17 protein-coding genes and 1 tRNA gene are annotated in these 23731 nt (G+C 55.1%); 12 read left to right on the top strand and 6 right to left on the bottom strand.

All coding sequences use genetic code 11. The features are described 5' to 3' along the window. Positions 1-47: 47 nt before the first annotated feature. Complete coding sequence (locus BLR44_RS22300; protein ID WP_089686294.1) at positions 48-1232, bottom strand: glycosyltransferase family 4 protein; 1185 nt, start codon at positions 1230-1232, stop codon at positions 48-50. 290 nt (positions 1233-1522) lie between these two features. Between BLR44_RS22300 and gcvP the strand changes: the two genes are divergently transcribed. The 12 genes from gcvP (at position 1523) to BLR44_RS22240 (ending at position 17859) form a co-directional block, all read left to right on the top strand. After that, positions 1523-4441, top strand: a complete 2919-nt coding sequence (gene gcvP / locus BLR44_RS22295) for an aminomethyl-transferring glycine dehydrogenase (protein ID WP_089686292.1) — start codon at positions 1523-1525, stop codon at positions 4439-4441. 129 nt (positions 4442-4570) lie between these two features. Beyond that, positions 4571-4828: a hypothetical protein gene (locus tag BLR44_RS22290; protein WP_143017421.1), complete on the top strand. Its 258-nt coding sequence runs from the start codon at positions 4571-4573 to the stop codon at positions 4826-4828. Between the two features lie 82 nt (positions 4829-4910). Next, positions 4911-4984: transfer RNA gene (locus BLR44_RS22285), tRNA-Pro, on the top strand. Positions 4985-5510: 526 nt separating this feature from the next. Next, positions 5511-6248, top strand: coding sequence for a hypothetical protein (locus tag BLR44_RS22280; protein ID WP_089686288.1), 738 nt, complete (start codon positions 5511-5513; stop codon positions 6246-6248). 18 nt (positions 6249-6266) lie between these two features. Continuing rightward, positions 6267-6821: a hypothetical protein gene (locus BLR44_RS22275; protein WP_143017420.1), complete on the top strand. Its 555-nt coding sequence runs from the start codon at positions 6267-6269 to the stop codon at positions 6819-6821. Between the two features lie 238 nt (positions 6822-7059). Continuing rightward, entirely contained in the window at positions 7060-8589 is a 1530-nt protein-coding gene (locus tag BLR44_RS22270) for a type I restriction-modification system subunit M (RefSeq protein WP_089686284.1), read from the top strand. A gap of 7 nt (positions 8590-8596) precedes the next feature. Beyond that, a complete protein-coding gene (locus BLR44_RS22265) occupies positions 8597-10381 on the top strand; it encodes a DUF262 domain-containing protein (RefSeq protein WP_089686282.1) in 1785 nt (594 codons plus the stop codon). Then, entirely contained in the window at positions 10378-11838 is a 1461-nt protein-coding gene (locus tag BLR44_RS22260) for a type I restriction-modification system subunit M (RefSeq protein ID WP_089686279.1), read from the top strand. The genes BLR44_RS22265 and BLR44_RS22260 overlap by 4 nt, the downstream gene beginning before the upstream one ends. Positions 11839-11843: 5 nt before the next feature. After that, positions 11844-13043 (top strand): restriction endonuclease subunit S, encoded by a 1200-nt coding sequence (locus BLR44_RS22255; protein WP_143017419.1) that lies wholly within the window; start codon positions 11844-11846, stop codon positions 13041-13043. Between the two features lie 13 nt (positions 13044-13056). After that, complete coding sequence (locus BLR44_RS22250) at positions 13057-13710, top strand: type II toxin-antitoxin system toxin DNA ADP-ribosyl transferase DarT (RefSeq protein WP_089686274.1); 654 nt, start codon at positions 13057-13059, stop codon at positions 13708-13710. Further along, a complete protein-coding gene (locus tag BLR44_RS22245) occupies positions 13692-14759 on the top strand; it encodes a type II toxin-antitoxin system antitoxin DNA ADP-ribosyl glycohydrolase DarG (protein WP_245706144.1) in 1068 nt (355 codons plus the stop codon). The genes BLR44_RS22250 and BLR44_RS22245 overlap by 19 nt, the downstream gene beginning before the upstream one ends. A 118-nt stretch (positions 14760-14877) precedes the next feature. Beyond that, positions 14878-17859: a type I restriction endonuclease subunit R gene (locus BLR44_RS22240; RefSeq protein ID WP_089686272.1), complete on the top strand. Its 2982-nt coding sequence runs from the start codon at positions 14878-14880 to the stop codon at positions 17857-17859. Positions 17860-18034: 175 nt separating this feature from the next. Here the strand turns inward: BLR44_RS22240 and BLR44_RS22235 are convergent, their stop codons facing one another. The 5 genes from BLR44_RS22235 to BLR44_RS22215 form a co-directional block, all read right to left on the bottom strand. Beyond that, positions 18035-19408, bottom strand: a complete 1374-nt coding sequence (locus BLR44_RS22235; RefSeq protein WP_089686270.1) for a hypothetical protein — start codon at positions 19406-19408, stop codon at positions 18035-18037. A gap of 56 nt (positions 19409-19464) precedes the next feature. Next, a complete protein-coding gene (locus tag BLR44_RS29430; protein WP_410493117.1) occupies positions 19465-19746 on the bottom strand; it encodes a helix-turn-helix domain-containing protein in 282 nt (93 codons plus the stop codon). Between the two features lie 23 nt (positions 19747-19769). Then, complete coding sequence (locus BLR44_RS22225; protein WP_143017418.1) at positions 19770-20090, bottom strand: hypothetical protein; 321 nt, start codon at positions 20088-20090, stop codon at positions 19770-19772. Positions 20091-20237: 147 nt separating this feature from the next. Beyond that, on the bottom strand, positions 20238-21545 hold the full coding sequence (locus tag BLR44_RS22220) for a site-specific integrase (RefSeq protein WP_089686265.1): 1308 nt from the start codon (positions 21543-21545) through the stop codon (positions 20238-20240). A 247-nt stretch (positions 21546-21792) separates the two neighbouring features. Next, entirely contained in the window at positions 21793-23688 is a 1896-nt protein-coding gene (locus BLR44_RS22215; protein WP_176956163.1) for a T9SS type A sorting domain-containing protein, read from the bottom strand. Between the last annotated feature and the right edge of the window lie 43 nt (positions 23689-23731).

Raw genomic sequence — 23731 nt, 5'->3', positions numbered from 1 at the left:
GTTCCGTCGGGCGGAGAGTAGCCTTTTTCGTCGTAATGCGGGAGCGCTCAGGCCGAGGGGCCGAGGCGCTTGCGCTGAAACGCCAGCAGCTGATTGGCGATGGCGGCCGCCAGCTGATCGGGCGTAAGCCCCTGGGGATCTATCATGATGTCGCCCTTTTCGGGGCTGGCAATTTCGCGCGGGCCGCCCAGCGCCAGCACCAGGACGGGCAGGTCGTGCAGATGGGCTTCCAGCACCACAAAGCCACCCGAATCGTGCAGGCTGGGCAGCACGAACAGATCGTGCGAAAAATAATATTGGCTGAGTTCCGTCCGGGAAATGTGTCCCGTAAAGTGCACCCGCAGGTTGTGCTGGGCAGCATAGGCCCGGAACCGGGCTGCGTCGGGACCGTCGCCCACGATGGTCATTTCGTAATCCAGCGCATCGCCCAGAAAGTGCAGAGCCTTCAACGTCAGCAGCACCCCTTTCCATTCGAGCAACCGACCCACAAACAGAAGGCGCAGCGTCGGGTCCTGCCGATCGCGCGTTCCGCGGTAGGTCTCGTCAATGCGGAAATCTTTCTCGTCGATGGAGGTCGCCGGCTCGATGATGGCCTTCTTCCGTGCAAACGCGGGTAAAATGCTGTAGGTGTCGTGCGTCACGGCAATGACTTCGTCGGCCTGTTGCAACGTCAGTAGCACCAGCGGATCGACCAGGGCGCTGTACTGGATGAGGCGGCGGGTCCACTCTTTCAACTGGTTTTTAAACGAGAACATGGGCATCAGCCGCAGCGGGGCGCGTTCCCCACCGGCCAGCGGGCCGTAGATAAATCGTTTGCCAAAGTAGCTGATCGAGGTCGGAAAGCGGTAGGCGACGATGGTGACCCGCTGCACGAGGTCGAACTCTTTGTAGCCGAAGTGCTGCAACAAAAACGGGAACACGGCCAGCTCCCAGAGGTACCCGCAAACGTTCGCCCCGATAAAGGACTGCTCTGTGTTGGCGATCTGGTCCGGCAGGTCGTAGTAGAGAAAACGCACGTTCGGCAGGTTTTCCGTTTCCATTGCTTTCTCGATGTTCGCGCGGCTGTTCCGCACCCCGGTTTTGCCGTTCGCATCTTTGTAACGGTCTTCCGAGCGGGTAACCACCACGAGTTCGGTCGCCTGGGCGGCCAGACGCTTCATCCAGCGCCATCCCACTTCGGGTTCGCTGCCCCAGTTGGGTTCGCAAGCGTAAGCGGACATGAGAATCTTCATGCAGAAAGGGGTATAAAGGTGGAAAACGAATGAGCAAAAATAGCAAGGCCCGCGCAGCGTAGCGAGTTTTTATGCGAGTGGAGCGTAACCGCCCCCCATCGACGTGTACCGAGCCGTCCGAAAACAGCGGTTTGTCGCACAAAAATGCTCAAGATCACCGCCCAGGTTGCATTTGGAAAAATCCGGGACCAGCGTGCGGTAAGCCGCGTGGTGTAACGTATTTTTGCGCCCGTAAAAACCATCGGCCCCCACCCGGTGTTATTGGCTCGTACTTTTCTCACAACGTTTTTATGAAGCTTGACATCCGTCATCGTGAACCTTTTGTTAATCGTCATATCGGACCGGATGCTGCCCAGCAGGAAGAAATGCTGGCGGCCATTGGTGCTTCGTCGCTGGACGAACTGATTCGGCAGACCGTTCCGAACGACATTCGGCTGGAGCAACCGCTCCGCTTGCCTGCGCCGCTCACCGAATGGGAGTTTCTGCGGATGTTTCGGCAACTGGCACAAAAAAACAAAGTGTTTAAATCGTACATCGGGGCGGGGTATTACGACACCATCGTGCCGGGGGTGATTCTGCGCAACATTCTGGAAAATCCGGGTTGGTACACGGCCTATACGCCCTACCAGGCCGAAATTGCCCAGGGTCGCCTGGAAATGCTGCTGAACTTTCAGACGGTGGTGACCGACCTGACGGGCATGGAAATCGCCAACGCGTCGCTCCTCGACGAAGGGACGGCCGCTGCCGAAGCCATGTCGATGTTCTACGCCCTGCGGAAACCGGCCAAGAAAGACGCGCATGTGTTTTTTGTTTCCGACAAGTGCCATCCGCAAACGATTGAAGTGTTGCAGACCCGTGCCACGCCCCTTGGCATCGAGCTGCGCGTCGGCGACCACCGCGAGGTGGACGTAACGGCTGGTGACGTATTCGGGATGCTGTTGCAGTACCCGGCTACCGACGGCTCGGTGTTCGATTATACAGATCTGATTGCTGCGGCCCACGAACAGGACGTGCTGGTGAGCGTAGCGGCCGATCTGCTGAGCCTGACGCTGCTGACTTCGCCGGGCGAGATGGGTGCTGATGTGGTGGTCGGGTCGGCCCAGCGCCTGGGCGTACCAATGGGCTACGGGGGGCCACATGCCGCCTACTTTGCCACGCGCGACGCATTCAAACGGCAGATTCCGGGACGGATCATCGGCGTATCGGTCGATGCCGAAGGCAACAAAGCGTACCGCATGGCGCTGCAAACCCGCGAGCAGCACATCCGTCGCGAAAAAGCGACTTCCAACATTTGTACGGCACAGGTGCTGCTGGCCGTGATGGCCGGGGCCTATGCCGTCTACCACGGACCGCAGGGACTGAAGCAAATTGCCGCCCGGACACATGGCCTGACCCGCGTCTTGGCCCAGGGACTGACGGAAGCGGGTTTCACGGTGGTGACCGAGCAGTATTTCGATACGATCCAGGTGACCTTGGGCGAGACGACCACGAGCGAGGCACTGCGGCAACGGGCCGAGGCGGCGGAAATGAACTTCCGCTACTGGGCCGACGGCTCGGTGAGCCTGTCGCTGGACGAAACTACCACGCTGGCCGATGTGCAGGCCATTCTGGAAGTCTTTGTTGGAGGCGCGTCTTCGTTCGACCTGGACGCGGCCGCCGATGCGCTGGAACTGGTGTGGCCGGAACGCTTGATTCGTACGTCGACATACCTGACGCATCCGGTTTTCAACACGCACCACAGCGAACACGAGATGCTGCGCTACCTCAAGTCGCTCGAAAACAAAGACCTTTCGCTGGTGCATTCGATGATCTCGCTGGGCTCGTGCACCATGAAGCTGAACGCCACCACCGAGATGATTCCGGTCACCTGGCCGGAGTTTGGAGGACTGCACCCGTTTGCGCCGGCCGCACAGGCCGAGGGCTATCGCCAACTCTTTTCCGAACTGGAAGCCTGGCTGTGCGAAATCACCGGCTTTGCGGGCATCTCTTTGCAACCCAACTCCGGTGCGCAGGGCGAGTACGCCGGCCTGATGGTCATTCGCGCCTACCACGAAAGCCGCGGCGAAGCCCACCGCACCGTCGCGCTGATTCCTTCGTCGGCGCACGGCACCAATCCCGCTTCTGCCGTGATGGCGGGCATGCAGGTCGTCATCGTGAAGTGCGACGACATGGGCAACATCGACCTGAACGATCTGCGCGCAAAGGCCGAGAAATACAAAGACAACTTGTCGGCCCTGATGGTCACGTATCCTTCGACCCACGGTGTGTTTGAAGAGGACATTCGCGAAATCTGCGCGGTGGTGCACCAGCACGGCGGCCGTGTGTACATGGACGGCGCCAACATGAACGCCCAGGTAGGCCTGACGTCGCCCGGCCAGATCGGGGCCGACGTGTGTCACCTGAACCTCCATAAAACCTTCTGCATTCCGCACGGCGGTGGCGGACCGGGTATGGGCCCCATTGGCGTCGTTGCCGACCTCGTGCCGTTCCTCCCCGGCCACCGGATGGTGAACCTGGGTAGCGAACAGGCCATTACGGCCGTTTCGGCAGGGCCGTGGGGGAGTGCTTCCATCCTGACCATTTCGTACGCGTACATTCGCATGATGGGCAACGAAGGGCTGACCCGCGCTACGGAAGTGGCCATTCTGAGCGCCAACTATCTACAGGCGCGCCTGAAAGAACACTACCCGGTGCTTTACACCGGTAAAAAAGGACGCAACGCTCACGAATTGATCCTGGATCTGCGGCCGTTCAAAAAAGCTGGTGTAGAAGCCGAAGACGTCGCCAAGCGTTTGATGGACTACGGCTACCACGCGCCCACACTTTCGTTCCCCGTGCCCGGCACGCTGATGATCGAGCCGACCGAAAGCGAGGCCAAAGAAGAACTGGACCGCTTCTGCGATGCCATGATCGCCATCCGCGAAGAAATCCGCGAGGTGGAGGAAGGCGCAGCCGACAAAGCCGACAACGTGCTGAAACGGGCACCGCACACGGCGTCGGTGTTACTGGCCGACAACTGGACGCGTCCCTATAGCCGTGAAAAGGCCGCCTTCCCACGCGAGTGGGTCCGCCTCAGCAAATTCTGGCCCAGCGTCAGTCGCATCGACTCGGCGTACGGTGACCGGAATCTGGTGTGCAGTTGCCTGCCGGTGGAAGAGTACCAGACCGACGTTACAGCGGCACAAGCGGTCTCGTCGGCGGTTTCTTAGAGTACCAGAGGTACTTCAGATAGTACAGCGCAGCGGTCTGCCGCCCTACGTATATACTTCCAGGTACGCGCCCGTTTCCCAAAGCAGAAACTTTAACGGAGGCGGGCGCTTTCACAAAACGATACCATCATGGAAGATACTAGGTTGGACATCATGGAACACGTGTTGCGCAAGATGCAGGACGTGCAGCATAGCCAGCAGGCGCTGGTAGAGAAAATCGCGTCCATTCAGGTCGAATTGTTTGATCATCCGGACAAAGATCTGGAGACGTTTCTGGAAAGAATCCTCAGCACAACATCGCAAGGGGCCGACTTAATGAACGAAGCGGTCGAAAAGTTCGAGATGAAAGTCAATGCGGAAGAACAAGGCGGTAACCGTGCCGAATAATTTTGAAATTGTAAAGGAAGTTAGCTAATATTGCAGTCCGATTTTGACCCCTGTCAGAATCGGACTTTGTTTTTAACAAGCTCGGGGTGTAGCGCAGCCTGGTAGCGTACTTGCATGGGGTGCAAGGGGTCGTGGGTTCAAATCCCGCCACCCCGACGAGTTGATTATCAAGCACTTACGGTCAAAATCCGTAGGTGCTTTTTTTTTGCCCTTAAAGTTTTTCGTAAAGGTTTTTTGTGTCACCTTCCACTGCTGCCGATGCCTTAGCTACCGGGCCAGCACCGTCTTTGTAGAATCGACGGGCGATCTGTCTGCCTGTAAGGTGTAGACATGAGGGAGAACTCAGATCTGACTTGGTGACCTCGCCGCAGGTATTTAGCGCCCAACTCGCAGCTTCGGGCTGAGCAGCGTCCGGACATAGATCAAACAAGGGCGTATGTGTCGATTTGTTCCGAACGTACGCCACCACAAGGAAGGTAAGCAAAAGTTAAAATAGTCCTAATTTTTTAAGCAAGGGTAAGTGGGTTTTGATTAGGAAAGGTAATGCCAGTAATACGTAAAAATACCTCTTTTTTGCTTGTAATGTACCTATTAATTGCTTAAATTTAATGCTGGTAGATGACCTGGCATGTGCTGGTTTGTATAAAAGAATAATCCTAAAAAAAGCTTTCTCTTTCTAGCTATGAAGACCCCTTCCACCCTCGACCTCACCAACACGCAGGAAACACTGCACTTGGCCACTGATTTGCAGAAGTTTATTGCCGAGAACAAACTCTCCATGACCATCCAGGGCAAAGCTTTCGTCAACGTAGAAGGCTGGCAATATGCCGGGGCGCGGCTGGGTATCTTGCCGGTGGTAGAGGAACTCTTCAGCATCGGGACGGATGACGAGATCAAATACCAAGCGAAGGTGACGCTTTTGCAATTGCGTACCGAAGGCACCGCTACCCCGCAGACCGTCGGGACCGGCTACGCAGTGTGCTCCAACAAGGAGAATGGGAAACGGTTCTACCAGGAATTTGCCATCGCCTCCATGGCGCAGACGCGGGCCATCGGCAAAGCCTACCGGAACCTGCTGGCCTGGATCATCCGGGCGGCAGGCTACGAACCCACCCCCGCCGAGGAGATGGACTATGAACTCAACCGCCCGACCGGAGCCACGCAGCAGGCAGCGGTTTCCTCCACGCCTGAGGGTTCGGTACCCTCTGGTGCAATTGCTTCGAAGCCCGCTTCAGCTAAACAAAAGTCAGACATCCTATTGCTGCTGAGCCATCGCGCCGTGACGGCGGAGGAGAAAGAGCGCACCGTACGGCAGATCAACACGATCGACGCGGTGCGGGCGCAGCAGGTGATCGTAAACCTGAAAAAAGCGATCCGGGAGCGCCAGGCTGCTCAGGTGGCTCAATCGCCCGCTGCCTGATTGCCTACCCAGCACGTTATGAGCAAACCGACGCGACATCCGATCATCACTACTCCGCTAACTACTTTGGTGCAGCAGCATGATGTGGCCCTCCTTTCTGCCTTCTCGCCCGGAGGACACTCCACTGCGGCCGAAGAGACAGCGTCCCGCCTGCGCCAGTTGCGGGCGGTCCTGATGCACGACAATTTTGGATGTGTGCCACTCAATGCTGACTTTCTACCGGGCTACGTAGCAAGGGTAGGCGAACGTGCACATCAGGCCGTGCTGGCCGTCAATTACCAGGACTTGCCACACTTTGCAGAGTACGTGCAGCTCATCGCTAGGTACTACGAACAACCTGCGGTTGTTTTCCGAACGAAAGGAGAACAGGCCCTTCTCATCGTATGTGGAAGGACTGAGGACATGCTTCCTGATTTTGATACCCTGCTGCATGAAAAACTAGTTGCTGAGCCGGAGTGTGTAATGCAGAGTGCTGAACGGACGAGCTTTTTCACACGCTGGCCGATGTACCTAGCAGGGAAAGAGGTGCACCAATACATTAGAAAGTACATTGGTGCTTCACCAGACAAATGAGGCTGGACTGTTCGGACGCCTTCGAATTGTTACGTCCACTCCCGTTCAAGTGTGTTAGCCTGGTGTATATACCCACTTGATCAATCTGTCCTCTCAAAAATTGCCGGCTTCCGGAAGTGTTCTACGGAAAGGAAGTACTGAGTAAATCGGGGTGAGAAGGTCATTTTTCCAGCGGGATTTTTTGGTGCAATCGCCTATATTAGCAGACTCAACACCCGATAACTACGCCCCTGCACGCATGCAGCTACCGATTCCGCTGGGAAAAGGCCAGGAGACCGCCTCTGATCTGAAACTCTCCCTTTCCCAACTCGAACAGTACCTGTCCAAAGCGGCCTGGATTCTGAAAGGCCCTGTCGACGCTTCTGATTTTAAGGTCTACATCTTCCCGCTTCTGTTCTTCAAGCGCATCTCGGATGTATACGACGAAGAGTACGCGCTGGCGCTGTCCGAGTCGGACGGCGACCAGGAATACGCCTCCCTGCCCGAATTTCACCGGTTTACCATCCCGGAAGGGTGTCACTGGACAGATGTCCGGGAGACGACCACCAACGTAGGGCTGGCGCTGGAAAAAGCGTTCCGAGGTATTGAACAAGCTAACCTGGAGTTCCTGTACGGCATCTTTGGTGACGCCCAGTGGAGCAACAAGAACAAACTACCTGACAAACTTCTGATCGACCTGATCGAGCACTTCTCTCAGTACAATCTGTCAAACAGTAAAGTGGACGTGGACATCCTGGGGCGGGCGTATGAGTACCTGATCAAGCATTTCGCGGACCTGACCAACAAAAAAGCGGGCGAGTTTTACACCCCCCGCTCGGTGGTACACCTGATCGGGCTGATCGTCGACCCGCAGGAGGGAGAGAGCATCTACGATCCGGCCTGCGGCACCGGGGGGATGTTGCTGGAATCTATTGGTCACTTACAGGAGAATGGACAGGATTACCGCACACTGAAGCTGTACGGCCAGGAGAAAAACCTCACCTCCTCGTCCATCGCCCGCATGAATATGTTCCTGCACGGGGTAGAAGACTTTCACATCGTACGCGGAGATACCCTGCGTAACCCTCAGTTCTTTGAAGCGGATGGACTCCGGCAGTTCGACTGCGTCATCGCAAACCCTCCGTTCTCCCTGAAAGCCTGGGGCGCAGACGAATGGCTGCACGACCCCTACGGTCGAAACATCGCGGGCGTGCCTCCGCAAGGGAATGGTGACATGGCATGGGTGCAACACATGATTTCCTCCATGAAGCCAGAAACCGGTCGGATGGCGGTGGTGCTCCCACATGGAGCCCTTTTCCGGAAGGGAGCCGAAGGACGCATCCGTCAGGCGTTGCTCGAACAGGACCGGCTGGAGGCGGTGATCGGGCTGGGACCCAACATTTTCTATGGTACCCAACTGGCGGCCTGCATCCTGGTGTTCCGTCAGCTGAAGCCCGAGGCACGTCAGGGCAAGGTCCTGTTCATCGATGGTTCGGATCAGATCCGGGTGGGACGGGCGCAGAACTTCCTGGAGCCCTCCCAGGTGGATCGCCTCTTCGGGTGGTACACGCAGTTCACCGACGTGGAGAACTACGTGAAGGTGGCTACCCTCGACGACATCGCCGAAAACGATTTTAACCTGAACATTCCCCTCTACGTGGAGAAGGTGCTGGAGGACAACCTTCCGTCCGTCGAAGAAGCACTGGTCGACCTGAAAGCGGCCTGGACGGAGAGCCAACAGGCGGAAGAACGTTTCCGAGTCTTGCTCAAACAATTCACCCAATCATAAACGACTTATGGCCTACCAGACACCCATCACCATCAAGGATGCCATCACCCGTATCCAGAAGCGCAAATTCGTCCTGCCTTCCATTCAGCGCGAATTTGTCTGGAACCCGGACCAGATCGAACAGCTCTTTGACTCCTTGATGCGGGAGTACCCCATCAGCACATTTCTCCTTTGGAAGGTTGATAAATCCCGCATTCAGGATTTCCAGTTTTACGAGTTCCTGAAGGACTACCACGAAAAGAACGCTACCCATAATAGTAAGGCGGACCTGAGCGCCGACGAAGACGTGATCGCCATCCTCGACGGGCAGCAACGCCTGACCTCCCTGTACATCGCTTTGCGAGGGAGCTACGCCAAAAAAATCCCGTATTACCGGTGGGACAGTCCTCACGCGTTTCCCAAACGGAAACTCTACTTGAACCTGTTGCGCCCGGCGGAGGAGATGGAAATGGAATACGACTTCCAGTTCCTGACGTCTGACGAAGCCAAAGCTCGTGACGGGTACTGGTGGTTTGAAGTAGGCCAAATTCTTGACTTCGATGACATATCGAAGACCATGCAGTTCCTGATGCTACAGGGATTGATGGATACTTCCATATATCTGGTAGAGCAGACCAGTTACGCGCTGAACACGCTGACCAAACTTTTCAATATTATTCACCAGAAGGGGACGCTCAGTTACTTCCAGGAAGAAGGAGAAGCGCTGGACAAGGTGTTGCAGATCTTCATCCGCATCAACAGCGGCGGGACCAAGCTGAGTTACTCCGACCTGTTGCTTTCAGTGGCGACTGCCCAATGGCGTGAAAAGGACGCACGGGAGGAAATTCATCGCTTCGTGGACGAGATCAACGGCATTGGCGATGGGTTTAACTTCACCAAGGATTTCGTACTGAAGTCTTGTCTGGTCCTCGGTGACTTCAACGATGTGCGGTTCAAGGTGGACAACTTCACGAAGAAGAACATGATGCACATCGAAGAGCGGTGGGACGTCATTTCGGATGCCATCCGCAACGCCATCACTCTGATCGCCGGTTTCGGCTTCAACCGTGACAACCTCACTTCCACGAACGCGGTGATCCCCATCGCCTACTACCTGATGCATAATGAACGGGATGCTTCGTTCCTGTCGGCAGGCGTTTATGCCGATGACCGCAAGCAGATCCGGCATTGGTTGGTTCGGACGCTGTTGAAAAGGGTCTTCAGCGGTACGCCAGATGCGCTGTATCCTACGTTCCGCAACCTGATCAAGGAGCATCTGGGAGCGTTTCCCTTGGCTCAAATCATCGAGCGGTACAAGGGAACCAACAAAACCATCGTCTTCACGGAGGACGACATCGAAAACCTCCTGGAAATTGAATACGGGAGTTCACTGGCGTACAGTGCGCTGACCCTCCTTTATCCGGGCTTGAACCTGAGTGTCCGGTATCACCAGGATCATGTGCATCCTCAGCGGTTCTTCACCGACCACAAACTCCGCAGCCAGGGCATCGACGATCCGAATGAGAGGGAGGCTTACCGTCAACGGTTCAATCACTTGCCTAACCTTCAGCTTCTGCCCGCCTCGGAGAACACCGAGAAAAACGGGAAGATGTTGCAGGAGTGGCTGAATGAGAAATATCCGGCCACCTACGAACAACGGGACTTCATGCGGCAGCACCTCTTTCCTGATGAGGTGTCGTTAACCTTCGATAATTTCGTCGCCTTTTACGAAGCCCGAAAGGCCCTGTTGAAAGCACACCTGTCTAAACAACTGGGGGTAACTACGGACACCAAGACCCAGATCGAAGCATGACGCAACAACAACTGGAACGCTACCTCTGGGGAGCGGCCACCTACCTGCGTGGCCACATCGACGCGGGCGACTACAAGCAGTACATCTTCCCGCTTCTGTTCTACAAACGGATCTGCGACGTGTACGACGAAGAGTTTCAGCGGGCACTCGACGAGAGTGACGGGGACCTGGAGTACGCCGCCTTTGCCGAGCATCACCACTTCCAGGTGCCTCCAGGGGCGCACTGGCAGCACGTACGGGAGACGACCACCAACGTAGGGCTGGCGTTGCAGGACGCCATGCGGGCCATCGAGAAGGCCAACCCTGACACGCTGTTCGGCATCTTCGGAGACGCGAGCTGGACCAATAAGGACCGGCTGAGTGACGAGACGTTGCTGAACCTGATGGAGCACTACTCGCAGCACACCCTCGACCTGAAGAGTGTACCTGACGATCAACTGGGCAACGCCTACGAGTACCTGATCAAGCAGTTTGCGGACGACAGCGGCCACACCGCCGCCGAGTTTTACACCAACCGCACGGTGGTGAAGCTGATGACCATGCTGATGGACCCGCAGCCTGGGGAGAGCGTGTATGACCCCACCTGCGGCTCGGGCGGGCTCCTGTTGAACTGCGCCCTCCACCTGAAAACGGAAGGGAAGGAGTACCGCACGCTGCGCCTCTACGGGCAGGAAATCAACCTCCTGACCTCGGCCATTGCCCGCATGAACATGTTCCTGCACGGCATCGAGGAGTTCCATGTGGTGCGCGGCGACACGCTGAGTTATCCGGCCTTTCTGGAGAACGATGCGCTGATGCAGTTCGACGTGGTGCTGGCCAACCCCCCGTACTCGATCAAGTCATGGAACCGCAGCACCTTTGAAAAAGATCCGTTCGGGCGGAACCTCTGGGGTACCCCGCCGCAGGGCTGTGCCGACTACGCCTTCCAGCAGCACATCCAGCAGAGCCTGCACCCGGAACGCGGACGCTCCATTGCCCTCTGGCCCCACGGGATTCTGTTCCGCGATGCCGAGGAAGGGATGCGCCGCCGGATGATCGAAGAGGATCGCGTGGAGTGCGTGATCGGGCTGGGGCCGAACCTGTTTTACAACTCTCCGATGGAAGCGTGTCTCCTGATGACACGCAACCAGAAGCCCCCTGAGAAACAGGGCAAAATCCTGTTCATCAACGCGGTGAAAGAGGTCCGTCAGGAGAAAAACATGGCCTACCTGGACCTGCACCACATCACCCGGATTTACGAGGCTTACCGGGCCTTTGAGGACCAGGACGGATTCTGCAAGGTGGTGGACACGGGGGAAGTCCTGAGCAATGGGGCCAGCCTGAACATATCGCTTTACCTGAGCAACGTAGACCGGACGGGCGAAGCCACCCCCTTCGAAGAAGTGCTGGAAAACTGGGAGAATGCATCCGCAGACCTGAAACGGAGCATGGAATCTCTATTCGAAATTTTGAAGTGAACCCAATGGAAACCGTTACTGATACGCTCACGCTGAAACACCTGGATAAAAGTACCTGGAAGACCTACCGGTTCGATCAGATCGCGAAGAACGTAAACGAACGGGTGGACCCCACCCAGACCGACTTAGACGTGTACGTAGGGCTAGAGCACCTGGATTCCGAGTCGATCCACATCAAGCGCACTGGCAAGCGCGATGACGTCAGCGGTACGAAGTTGCGCTTCTACCCCGGTGACGTGATCTTCGGGCGGCGTCGGGCTTACCAGCGCAAAGCCGCCGTGACCACCTGCGATGGCTTCTGTTCCGCTCACGCGCTGGTGTTGCGTGCAAAGCCTGACGTGATCGACCCCCGGCTTTTTCCGTTCTTTCTCCACTCGGATGCCTTCATGCACCGGGCGGTGGACATCTCCGTGGGCTCGCTTTCCCCCACAATCAACTGGGGTACGCTGAAAAAGGAAGAATTCCTCCTCCCGCCCCCCGACCAGCAAGCCCGCCTGGCCGAACTCCTCTGGGCCGCTGATGAGGTGGTGGAGAGGGATAAAAAGGTATTGAATAAAACGGAGGTTGCTTTGGAAATAAGACTTAAGAATTACTTCGAATTTCCGGCAACGATTTCAAGTAAAAGGCAATCGCAGTATGTCAAGACAGAAATAGGATGGATGCCTGCCAACTATCAACTTGTTCAACAGAAAGAAGTTGTCGATTTTATTAATGGACGCGCTTATAAAAAGCAGGAGTGGGAAGAATCAGGAGTACCTGTTATTCGTCTTCAGAACTTAACTGGGACAGGAGAAAATTTTTATTATTCTAATTTAAAGCTTCCTGAAAAAAACTACTGCGAAGATGGAGATTTGCTATACATGTGGTCTGCAACTTTTGGAGCAGTGATTTGGCGTGGGGATAGAGCCATATTTCATTACCATATATGGAACGTTAAATGTAAAGAAGACAGAATTCGTCAACAATTCATGTACTATAATTTGGAAGAAATTACCAGAAGAATGATGCGACAGGTGAGTGGTTCCACAATGCCTCATATTACAAAAGAAGGAATGGAAAAATTGAAAATTGGTTTGCCACCAATTGAAGTACAGGATGAAATCGTATTGGTTCTGGATAAAATTAGCGGCGCCATCAGTTTGATGAAATTAAAAATTACTAACTCTATGGAACTGCGGAGAGCTCTGATCAACCAGATTTTTTAACGTAGGTTGCGGTATGGCGGGGCAGGTACCCAAGGAAGTTTATCTCTATCGGCTGGTGCACTGGCAGAACGTGGAACACATCCTGCGTCACGGCCTCTGCACCCGTAAACATTCCCAGGCTGATCCGAATTACATCGCCATCGGGGACCGCTCCCTGATCGAGAACCGCGCGGAGTACCCTATCCCCGGCCGCCTTTACGCGGGCTCCCTTGGCGATTACGTGCCCTTCTATTTCGGACCGCATTCCCCCATGCTCTACATGATCATAAAGGGATTGAAAGGCATCCAGCAACGCCCGCAGGAAGACCTTGTCTACCTGATCAGTAGCTTGAGTCGGATCAAGGCGGCGGGTTGCGAGTTTTTCTTTACCGACCGTCACGCCAAAACCCGCCTCGCCCGTTCCTATCAGGATGAATCCGATCTGGATAAAATCGACTGGGATGTGGTGAAGAGCAAGGAGTGGAAGAACACCGAGGAGGACACTGACCGGCGCGACCGTAAACAAGCAGAATTTTTAGTGAAGGATTATGTGCCCATTTCGTGCATCCAGGCCATTCTGGTCAAAAGTCGAGGGCGTCAGGAGTATATACAGGGAGTGGTGAAAGATTTACAATTACCGATCGACGTTCATAGGGAAAAGGGGGAAAAGTGGTATTATTGGCCGTGATTCACTACACCAAAGGAAACTTACTGGAATCGAAGGCCGAAGCGCTCGTCAACACCGTCAACACCGTCGGGGTGATGGGGAAGGGCATCGCCTTGCAATTCAAGGAACAGTACCCTCATAATTTCAAGGTGTACAAGCGGGCTTGTGAACAGAAAGAACTCACTGTGGGGCAGCTCCTGATCGTGGAAGAGGAGACCCTGAACGGCCGCCGTTCGATCATCAACTTCCCGACTAAGGCTCACTGGAAAGGGAAGTCGAAGTACGAGTACATCGAGTCGGGCCTGCAAGCTCTCACCGCCGAAATCAAAGCGCGCGGTTTTCAATCGGTCGCCCTACCCCCCCTGGGCTGCGGCAACGGTGGCCTGGAGTGGCCCCGCGTCAAGGCCCTGATCGAACAGTACCTACACGATTCCCCCGCCGACATCTGGGTGTACGAACCCAACGAGGCCATCAAGGCCCACCTGCAACGGGAAGAGCGTCCGAAAGAAGAAAAACTTACGCCCGCCCGCGCCATGCTACTCTACCTCCTGTTTCAGTACGAAGCCGGAGGAGAGCCCGTCAGCCTGTTCGCCGCCAACAAGCTGGCCTACTTCCTGCAACGCAGCGGGGAACCCATGCGGCTCAAGTTCGAAAAGTCCCACTACGGGCCTTATACCGTTCAGCTCAACCATGTGCTGTACCGGTTGAATGGGACCTACCTGCACGGGCTGGAACAGAACGAGGCGAAGCCTTTCGAGCCCCTGCACCTCAACTACGACAAGTGGGAGGAAATCCGTGCCTACGTCAACACCCAGCTCGACGCCACCCAGCGTAACAACCTGCGGAACGTGATGCGGCTGATTCAGGGTTTCGAGTCGTCCTTTGCCCTCGAACTCCTCGCCACCGTCGACTTCCTGTTGGACAAGAGGCCGCCGGAAACCTCTGTCGAGGATGTAGTTCAGGAGATAACCGAATGGTCACGCCGCAAAACCCGCCTGTTCCGGGAAGAGTTCGTCCAGATCGCCCGTGACCACCTGCGTGACCACGCCAGTGAGCTGAGCCTGGCGTAACCCCCCATTTCCTTCCGATATATGATCATTTGTTACGTCGAGTGAAGGAAATTCATGGGAAATGAGTGGTAATGTTTAGATTGGGAGACGAATTTCTCTTTTTCGAAGCAACCACCTCATGCCCTTCAACGAACTGAACAGCGTTGAATATTTTATTATTCAACGTCTGAGCGGGGTTAACTTGAATCAACCCCAACCCCCCGTATCCGAGGATCTTCCCGCGTACGGATCAGGAAAATGGAAATACAGCCCCGCCAAGACTTTGAAACGTGAGCCGCAGGATGTCCTCCTGGAAAGCGAACTAAAGGTCGCTCTGGCCCGCTTAAACCCCGAAATCCAGGCGAATCCCGCCCTGGCTGATGAGGTCATTTACAAGCTCCGGGCAATTCTCCTGACAGTCACTCACGTAGGCCTGGTGCGGGCCAACGAAGAGTTCAGCAAATGGATCAGGGGCGAAAAAACCATGCCTTTCGGAGAGAACAACCGGTATGTACCCGTTCGTCTTATCGACTTCGACGATCCCGATCAGAACCGCTACCTCGTAACCAACCAACTGCGAGTCACGGCCCATGAGACCAAGATCCCTGACGTGGTGCTGTTCATCAACGGGTTGCCGGTGATAGTCGGGGAGGCGAAAACGCCGATCCGCCCGTCGGTGTCTTGGCTCGATGGAGCGCACGAAGTGCATTCGGTATACGAGAATAGCATCCCGCAGCTGTTCGTCCCTAACCTGTTTTCGTTCGCCACGGAAGGGAAAGATCTCTACTACGGTGGGATACGCTCGCCGCTTCAATTCTGGGCTCCCTGGCGGTTGCAGGACGAAAACACGAGCGGGATGGCCAAGGCTCTCGGTTTGCAGGAAATCGGCTCCGAACTGAGCAGCCTCCTGGACCCCCGGACGGTGCTGGACATGCTGCAACACTTTGCCATCTTCGCCACCGATAAGAAGAAGCGGAGAATCAAGATCGTGGCCCGCTTCCAGCAGTACGGAGGGACCAACCTCCTCGTCGACCGCGTGCGAGCGGGGCAGATCAAGAAGGGGCTCATCTGGCATTTCCAGGGATCAGGGAAGTCCTTGTTGATGGTGTTTGCCGCCCAGAAACTACGCAAGGACCCGGCGCTGAAGAGCCCGACGGTTATTATTCTGGTGGATCGCGTGGACCTCGATACCCAGATCACCGGCACCTTCAACGCGGCCGACGTACCCAACCTCATCGCCACCGACAGCATTGAGGAGTTGACCAAGCTGCTGAAAGCCGATACCCGTAAAATCATCACCACCACCATCTACAAGTTCCGGGACGCTCAACCCCACATGAACGAGCGGCACAACATCATCGTTCTCGTTGATGAGGCGCACCGTACCCAGGAGGGCGACCTAGCGCGCAAGATGCGTGCCGCCCTGCCCAACGCGTTCTTCTTCGGCCTCACCGGCACCCCCATCAACAAAGCCGACAAAAATACCTTCTGGGCCTTCGGCTCCGAACATGACGAAGGCGGCTACCTGACCCGTTACACGTTCCAGGATTCCCTGCGTGACAACGCCACGCTGAAGCTGCACTTCGAACCCCGGTTGGTTAATGTCCACGTCGACAAGGTGAACCTCGACAAGCTGTTTCGGGAGATGATCGAGGAAGCGGCCCTGAGCGATGAACAGGCCGATGCCCTCAGCAAGAAAGCGGCGAAGATGGCTGCCTTCCTGAAATCACCGGAACGCATCGCCACCATCGTGGAAGACATCGCCCAGCATTTCCGCGAGAAGGTCGAGCCCCACGGATTCAAAGCCATGATCGTGACCCCTGACCGCTACGCCTGCATCCAGTACAAGGAAGAACTGGACAAGCGTTTCCCAGAGGATGCCAGTCTGGTGGTCATCTCGACCTCGGCCAACGACGACTGGGCGTTCAAACAGCGGTGGGGGTTGGATAAGGAACAGCTGGAGAAGAAAATCGAACTGTTCGAGGACAAAGACTCCCCCATGAAATTTGTCATCGTCACCGCCAAGTTGCTAACGGGCTTCGATGCGCCGATCCTCCAGACCATGTACCTGGACAAGTCCTTGAAAGATCACACCCTGTTGCAGGCCATCTGCCGCACGAACCGGTTGTACCCCAATAAAAAATTCGGGCGGATCGTGGACTACTTCGGCATCTTTGACGATGCGGCCCTGGCCCTCCAGTTCGATGAACAGAGCGTCCATGCCGTCATCTCGAATCTTCAGGAACTCCGTGAACAGCTGCCAGATGCGGTGGCGAAATGCCTGCAACACTTCGCAAGCGTAGACCGCACCCTGGTTGGATTTGAAGGCCTGGAAGCTGCTCAGAGCGCACTTCCTACTGACGAGGGGCGGGATGCGTTTGCTCAGGATTACAACTACCTGAACAAAATTTGGGAGTCGCTTTCCCCTGATAATGTCCTGAACCCCCACCAAGAAGATTACCGGTGGTTGTCTGCGGTGTACCAGTCGTTGAAGCCTGCCTCCGACAACATCGGAAAACTCTGGTGGCATGCCCTCGGGGCAAAGACCACTGAACTGATTCACCAGAACATCCACGTCACCGGCATTGACCACGAGCTGTCCGAATATGTGCTTGACGCTAACGTCATCGACGATCTGTTCCAGAACCCTGACCCAAAGGAGGTGAAGAAGCTGGAACGCGTCTTGGTGAACCGGTTCAAAAAACGGGCGGGTCAACCGCGGTTCCAGGAGTTGAGTGAACGCCTGGAAACCCTACGCAGTCGTGCCGAGGCGGGCCTAATCACCAGTATCGAGTTCATCAAGGAGCTGTGTAAACTGGCCCAGGAAACCGTCGAGGCAGAAAAGGAGGAACTGGACCAGCAGGAACAGAAAACAGCGAAAGCGGCCCTGACCGAATTGTTCCTGGAGGCCCGTACCGACCAGACTCCCGCCATCGCTGAACGCATCGTCAACGACATCGATAACATCGTGAAAGTCGTTCGTTTCCCTGGCTGGCAAACCACCAGCAGCGGTGAGCGGGAGGTGCAGAAGTCCCTTCGTAAGGCGTTGCTGAAGTACCAGTTGCACAAGGAGCAGGCGCTCTTTGAAAAAGCGTACGCCTACATAAAAGCATATTACTAGGCATCTGGAAAACCGCCCAAAAAAATTGTCAAAAAATTTTAGGGCCTTGCTTTAGATGCATACGCCCCCCCCGCGTTGGTAAAACCTTTTAGGATCGTCCCAGGTGGGGGGATACCCCAGGGGTGGGGGCGGGGGCCCCCCCGAGGGGGGGGGTTATGGTACAGTTAAACAGGGGTTATCGTGACCGGACGAAAGGGGGTGGTCTGCCTCTGGGTACTGTAATTAGGGTAAGGAGATAAGCCCTTCGTTGTCTCACATACCTGATGCAGGAGGGATGTGCAACAGGACCAGGCTCGTACTCTTTCGTTTTCGTACCCCTACTTAATAGTTCACCTGTACGTCGGACTGCCCGAGGCCGCTTTTTGCGCGCCCCCATCTTCACTCGTTTTCCCCGGTAAGGATCGAGTGTACGCTCGGCATATGCACAGCGTGCCCGGATATGTTGGTCATGGGTCAGGTAGGAAAACCGCTCTGCAATTGTCCTGATACGCTTCTGATAATGCGGCCACTGTTGGCTTTGTGGGAGGCCCGCTTCGATGGGTTGGGTGGCGATGACGCTGCGGAGGTGATGTAGCGTTGACACCAGCCCGGTACGCAGCCATAATTCCAGATCGTATCGGAACGATTGCTTTGCATTCTGAAATTTGAAATCGTCGACACACTCTGTTGGTTGCAACTCAGGCAACGGAGCGATGGAGGAGGGCCAGTCCAGTACCTCAACCTCTTCGAAGCGTTCATTACCGTGTTTATCGTGTCCGATAATATTCTCCCGGTCGCTCCACTGCAACCAGGGTCGCGCATGGCGTAGCCCCAACGACAAGAGGTACTTAGGATCATGTAACCGGTCGAACTGGATCGGAGGGTGTTTGCGCTTCTTAGTGTTCAGGTATCGTCTGGTCATGTGCACCTCACAGCGGAAAATGGGCGTGGTTGACAGGCCGACCGATTGATGAAATGCTGAGATATAGGGTTTCGGTTTGACGCTACACTCTTTCGTTTTGTTGTAGATGGAAACGGCCCTACCGGCACTGTCCGAACCTATCGTATACCCGCCCGTTTTCTCCGGGCGGATGAACGCCGTGAACTTTGGCTGGTACCGGTATGACGAGTCCCCCTTCCGAGCCGTGAGCCGTGACTGAACATAAATGTCTTGCATCCGATCTTCCAGCGGTTGCGTCGTATCAAAGGCGAGGTCTATCTGCACAGGGACGAGTTCGTCAGGCAGTCGGTACCCCATTGCATGCACGGCCTCCTGCACCTTTGTGGGCCAGTCCTGTGTATAAAACAACCGGTTATCGACCTCTAGGTGCACAGCATTCCGGAGCGAGGGGCTGCGGCCCCTCATGCCCATTACTCCGATCAATTCCTTTCCATCCTGACTGTAGAGTTCGTGATGGAGGTTGAACATACGGAGGCGCGCATTCCCGGCTGAGATCGTCTTTTTTGTGAAATGGGGTTTCTGACCTACATGTGAAAACTGTTCGTCGATGTCCGGTAATTCGAGTTTGATGACCAGGCAATCGACGACAGGTACAACCTTAGGTTGCATGATGTTTTAAAGTAAAAAATCGGGGGGTGTGAGCCCCCCGATTCAGCTAGCGGAGCCTACTTACTCCGTGAACGAGGGGCGTTCCCCGCCATCCAGTCGTCAAGCTCTTGACGAGGGAAAAAAATCCGTCCATCGCGTTTCACTCGCGGAATACTGTGTTTCGAGTATAGAGTCGAGCGCTGATAACCCGTGTACGCAGCAGCCTCATCGATGGTCAAGAGCGATTTCTTGTCAAGGGTTGAGCATTTGTGCTCGTGTTGTTGCAGCGCCTGAGCTACACGCTCGTTGACGAGCTGTTCGATAAACTGGGCCAGTTCGAGTTGAAACGCCTCGAACATTGAACTGTACATGATGTACGTCGTTAATCGACACCGGCATTGCCCGGTGTTTCGGGGGCAGGCTTTTCACCTGGGGACAACAATTCCTGTGCTGTCGTGCTGGCCACATGTGCGCTCCATAAATCATAAAGAGTGTCTACACACATCTTTGCATACTGGTCCTGAACTCGACGGTAAATTTCACCGGCTCTGGCAGGATCAAGCGCGACTTGTTGCCGTACAGTGGAAGAGATTTCAAGCATTTGCATGCTTAAGCGGTAAGCCGCTCGCATGAAGGGTTGAAGTGTGTGGTGATTAAACACCAGTGTTTCTACTGTCTCTCGATTAGAAGGCAGTTTTAACATGTTTAAAAAAGTAAAGGCCAGGCGTAGATGAGTTTTTAATAATTTTCGCCTGTTTCAGTACCCACTAGGGGCGTAGCGGTGCCGTTGCACCGGGACAACCGAAAAAATTATCAGGTTGCGCTGCAAATGTACTAAAAAAATCGGAGACTACAACAATGCATTGTAAATTTCATCGTGACGTAGCGCGCTGACGTCGTCGATGTAGATCTGTGTCGTCGTCTCTGAGGCATGACCCATTGCAGGGCGGATCTGCGAAATAGGCAATCCACCCTGGAACAATACGCTGGCAAACGTGTGTCGAGTGACGTAACTGGTCAATTTAGTGGTGATGCCAACGGCTTTTGCAATGCGCTGGTTGGCAGCGTTGTAACGCCGCCGCGTGCTTTTGATACGATCGGCGACTTGCGCAGGAGTTTTGTGGATCTCTGGATCAATGATTGGAAAAACATAACCACCATTGCCAGCAAAGGCAGATTCCTGGAAAAGAGAGAGGACGCGTTGGACTTCCTCATACAGTTGTACGATGATGGTGTTATCAGCATGTTGCCTCCGTTCATTTTTCTTTCGGCTGTAGATTAGGTGCCCGTCTGAAATGTCTTTCCACTGGAGGTAAGCCATGTCTACGAAGTTCATGCCGTTGCACATGTAGCTGAAGACAAACATCTCGTAAAAAATTCGTTCGCTGAGGGGAAGGGAGGCTGCGTCGTACTTGATAAACGCCAGCATCTGTTGCTTTGGTAGTGCCCGTTTGCGGGTACGGAGGTTCAACCGCTTTTCGAACTGGAATTCGTTGAAGGGATACTCCCCGGTTTCTACGCCGTTGCGCATGGCTTGCTTAAAAACCGTGCGGAGTGTGCAGAGGTAGGTGCGGATAGTTCGGTCGGTACAGGAGGAGGTGCGCAGCCATCGCAGGTAGGTTTCCAGAAAGGAGACATCGATTTGGGTGAAGGAAAAATCTTTGTTGAAATCTGCGGCAATATCTTTCTTTATCTTGAAGTGAAACCGGAGAAGGGAGTTTCTCACATACCGGTGCGTATTGCCGTACTCAATGCGCCCTTCACTTTTCAATTCGGCTTCTCGGCGGGTAAAGTAAGCACCGACGTTGGTACGATGATCCGGGGGTGGGTTTACTTCTACTTTTTTGTCTTTAGACAGAAACTCCTCCGCGAACCGCTCCAGGGTCAAGGCCTGCTTCGTTTGGAGACGAGTGATGATGGCCACAGCATCCTCAACTTGATCCTGAAGAAAGGAGTTGATATATGCTGCCTGGGGATGTTTCTCTTTTTTCGGGAGGGTGGTGATAAGAAGTCGAGTTTCTTTACTCCATTGCTCGGGTTTGCAGACATAATCCGTGGCAAAATATTTTGACTTATTGCCAATGTGCAGGCGGAACTTGATGGGAAGGTTTCCGTCCTTCCCACCTTGGCTCCAGAGAACAGGTGAAAACGTAGCCATACCTTAAAGGTTAAAGGGTGATTTCTTAAAGGTTTTCAGTGAAATGGATCAAAATGCATCGAAATGTATCTGCCTTAAAAAGCGAAAATACGCATTTATGTCAACATTTCGAAGTAAATCTAACTGTATTCACTTGTATGGGGTGCAAGGGGTCGTGGGTTCAAATCCCGCCACCCCGACGAGCAAAAGCCCTCGTAACGATCTTCGTTGCGAGGGCTTTTTCATGTAAAGCGGATACGTACGCCCGTCAGGGTAAGGTAGGGTGCAAAACAATCCGTTGCGTATACGTTTGCCCCGTAGCCGTAGTCAGGCAGACAAAGTACAGGCCGGGGTGCTCCATCGTCAAGTCTAGTGGGATGTTGGTCGAGGGTGTGGTGTGGTCCAGCGTCTGGGCGGCTACCGTACGGCCGTAGGCGTCGATCACCTGGACGAAGACCCGCGACGCGGTGATGGTAGGTGCGAGCGTCATCTGGCCGCCCGACGGATTCGGATAGACCGTAAAGAGGCGCGCGGCGACCGGGCCGGGACGAGCGCTGGTCGGCGAGTACATGCGGTAGGTAAACGTGTAGTCGTAACTATAAGCCGAGGTTACTTTAAAAAACAGCGAGTCTTTCGCCAGACCATTGACGTAGAGCGTATCGCGAACGGTGCCGTCGATGGGCGTGTTGGCGTACGTTTTATTCAACAGGTTGGTGTTGTTGCTACTTAGGATTTGAAAGAAAAAGTCCGCACCGGCGTTATGGCTGGTATTCCGGGCTTCGAGTACCACTTCTACCGTCCCGAAATCGGGCAACAGGGAGCCGAACCAATCCGCCCCGTCGAACACATCGCCGTTCTGGTAACTGATTCGTCCGTGCACCGTATCGTTAGCCGTTATTTTTTGCGCCAGGGCGCGCTCATCGTTCGGCTCCCGATCGGGCGTATGGGCGGGCAATAGCGCATAGTGGAAGGTGTAGTCGTACGTGTAAGCAGAGGTAATCTTGAAATAGACGGCCTCTTGCGCCAAGCCGTATACATAGAGTGTATCGCGGACCGTGCCGTCGATGGGCGTGTTGGCGTAGGTTTGGCTCAGCAGGTTACCGCTTTTGCTGTTGAGAATCTGGACGAAGAAATCGGCCCCGGCGTTGTGGCTGGTGTTTTTAGCCTCGAAAATCATCCGCAGGGTGCCATCGTCGGGAAGCAGGCTGGTAAACCAGTCGGCGGGATCTTGCGTGTCGCCGTTGGTATAGCTGATCCGGCCGGTGGTCGGTTCGGTTGCGGCGATGGACTGGGCTTCGGCCGTTTCGTTGTTGGGTTCAGTGTCACTGGCCGCGGCAGGCAGCAGGGTGTAGGCAAAAGAGTAATCGTAACTATAAGCCGAGGTAATCTTGAAGAAAACCGTATCGTGGGCCAAACCATAGACGTAGAGCGTATCGCGGACCGTGCCGTCAATGGGCGTGTTGGCATAAGTCTGGCTCAGCAGATTTGCACGCTTGCTATTCAGAATTTGCACAAAGAAATCGGCTCCGGCATTGTGGCTGGTGTTTTCGGCCTCGAAGATGAGTCGTAGCGTGCCGTCGTCCGCCAACATCGTGGCGAACCAGTCGGCGGGGTCTTGCGTGTCGCCGTTGGCGTAGCTGATCCGACCGGCCGCCGAGCCGTCTGAAGGGACTACCTGAGCGTTTTCGACCAGATCATTAGGCTCGCGATCGTTGGCCGCAGCGGGCAACAGGTGGTAGTGAAAGCTGTAGCTGTAACTGTACGCCGACGTGATTTTTACGAAGATCGAGTCTTTGGCGAGTCCGTAGACATAAAGCGTATCGCGCTCCGTTTGGCCCACGGGGGTATTGGCATAGGTCTGGCTCAACAGGTTGCCGTTCTTGCTGTTGAAAATCTGGACGAAGAAGTCGGCTCCGGCATTGCCGCTGGTGTTTTGGGCTTCGAAAACGAGCCGCAGCGTCCCGTCGTCGGGCACCAGCGAGGTAAACCAGTCGGCAGCGTCGGTCGTGCCTCCGTTGGCGTAGCCGATCAGACCGGCCATGGTTTCGTTGGCCGCGACCGGATCGGCCTGCGTGGCGGCATCGTTGGGTTCAGATTCTTCTGCGGCCCGGCACGACCACGAGAGCGCCAGCAGAAGAAACAAGAAAAGGGCATAGGTTTTCATACGTGTTGAGGAAAAAGGACGGTGAGACATGTAGTGCCGATGA

The organism is Catalinimonas alkaloidigena (genome assembly GCF_900100765.1).
Classification (GTDB): Bacteria; Bacteroidota; Bacteroidia; order Cytophagales; family Flexibacteraceae; genus Mooreia; species Mooreia alkaloidigena.
This window is presented reverse-complemented; position numbering and strand designations above follow the sequence as displayed.

What these genes read in the sequence shown, in the direction of transcription:
- BLR44_RS22300 (WP_089686294.1), bottom strand. Translation starts at nt 1,232, where the DNA reads ATGAAGATTCTCATGTCCGCTTACGCTTGCGAACCCAACTGGGGCAGC.
- gcvP (WP_089686292.1), top strand. Translation starts at nt 1,523, where the DNA reads ATGAAGCTTGACATCCGTCATCGTGAACCTTTTGTTAATCGTCATATC.
- BLR44_RS22290 (WP_143017421.1), top strand. Translation starts at nt 4,571, where the DNA reads ATGGAAGATACTAGGTTGGACATCATGGAACACGTGTTGCGCAAGATG.
- BLR44_RS22280 (WP_089686288.1), top strand. Translation starts at nt 5,511, where the DNA reads ATGAAGACCCCTTCCACCCTCGACCTCACCAACACGCAGGAAACACTG.
- BLR44_RS22275 (WP_143017420.1), top strand. Translation starts at nt 6,267, where the DNA reads ATGAGCAAACCGACGCGACATCCGATCATCACTACTCCGCTAACTACT.
- BLR44_RS22270 (WP_089686284.1), top strand. Translation starts at nt 7,060, where the DNA reads ATGCAGCTACCGATTCCGCTGGGAAAAGGCCAGGAGACCGCCTCTGAT.
- BLR44_RS22265 (WP_089686282.1), top strand. Translation starts at nt 8,597, where the DNA reads ATGGCCTACCAGACACCCATCACCATCAAGGATGCCATCACCCGTATC.
- BLR44_RS22260 (WP_089686279.1), top strand. Translation starts at nt 10,378, where the DNA reads ATGACGCAACAACAACTGGAACGCTACCTCTGGGGAGCGGCCACCTAC.
- BLR44_RS22255 (WP_143017419.1), top strand. Translation starts at nt 11,844, where the DNA reads ATGGAAACCGTTACTGATACGCTCACGCTGAAACACCTGGATAAAAGT.
- BLR44_RS22250 (WP_089686274.1), top strand. Translation starts at nt 13,057, where the DNA reads ATGGCGGGGCAGGTACCCAAGGAAGTTTATCTCTATCGGCTGGTGCAC.
- BLR44_RS22240 (WP_089686272.1), top strand. Translation starts at nt 14,878, where the DNA reads ATGCCCTTCAACGAACTGAACAGCGTTGAATATTTTATTATTCAACGT.
- BLR44_RS22235 (WP_089686270.1), bottom strand. Translation starts at nt 19,408, where the DNA reads ATGCAACCTAAGGTTGTACCTGTCGTCGATTGCCTGGTCATCAAACTC.
- BLR44_RS29430 (WP_410493117.1), bottom strand. Translation starts at nt 19,746, where the DNA reads ATGTTCGAGGCGTTTCAACTCGAACTGGCCCAGTTTATCGAACAGCTC.
- BLR44_RS22225 (WP_143017418.1), bottom strand. Translation starts at nt 20,090, where the DNA reads ATGTTAAAACTGCCTTCTAATCGAGAGACAGTAGAAACACTGGTGTTT.
- BLR44_RS22220 (WP_089686265.1), bottom strand. Translation starts at nt 21,545, where the DNA reads ATGGCTACGTTTTCACCTGTTCTCTGGAGCCAAGGTGGGAAGGACGGA.
- BLR44_RS22215 (WP_176956163.1), bottom strand. Translation starts at nt 23,688, where the DNA reads ATGAAAACCTATGCCCTTTTCTTGTTTCTTCTGCTGGCGCTCTCGTGG.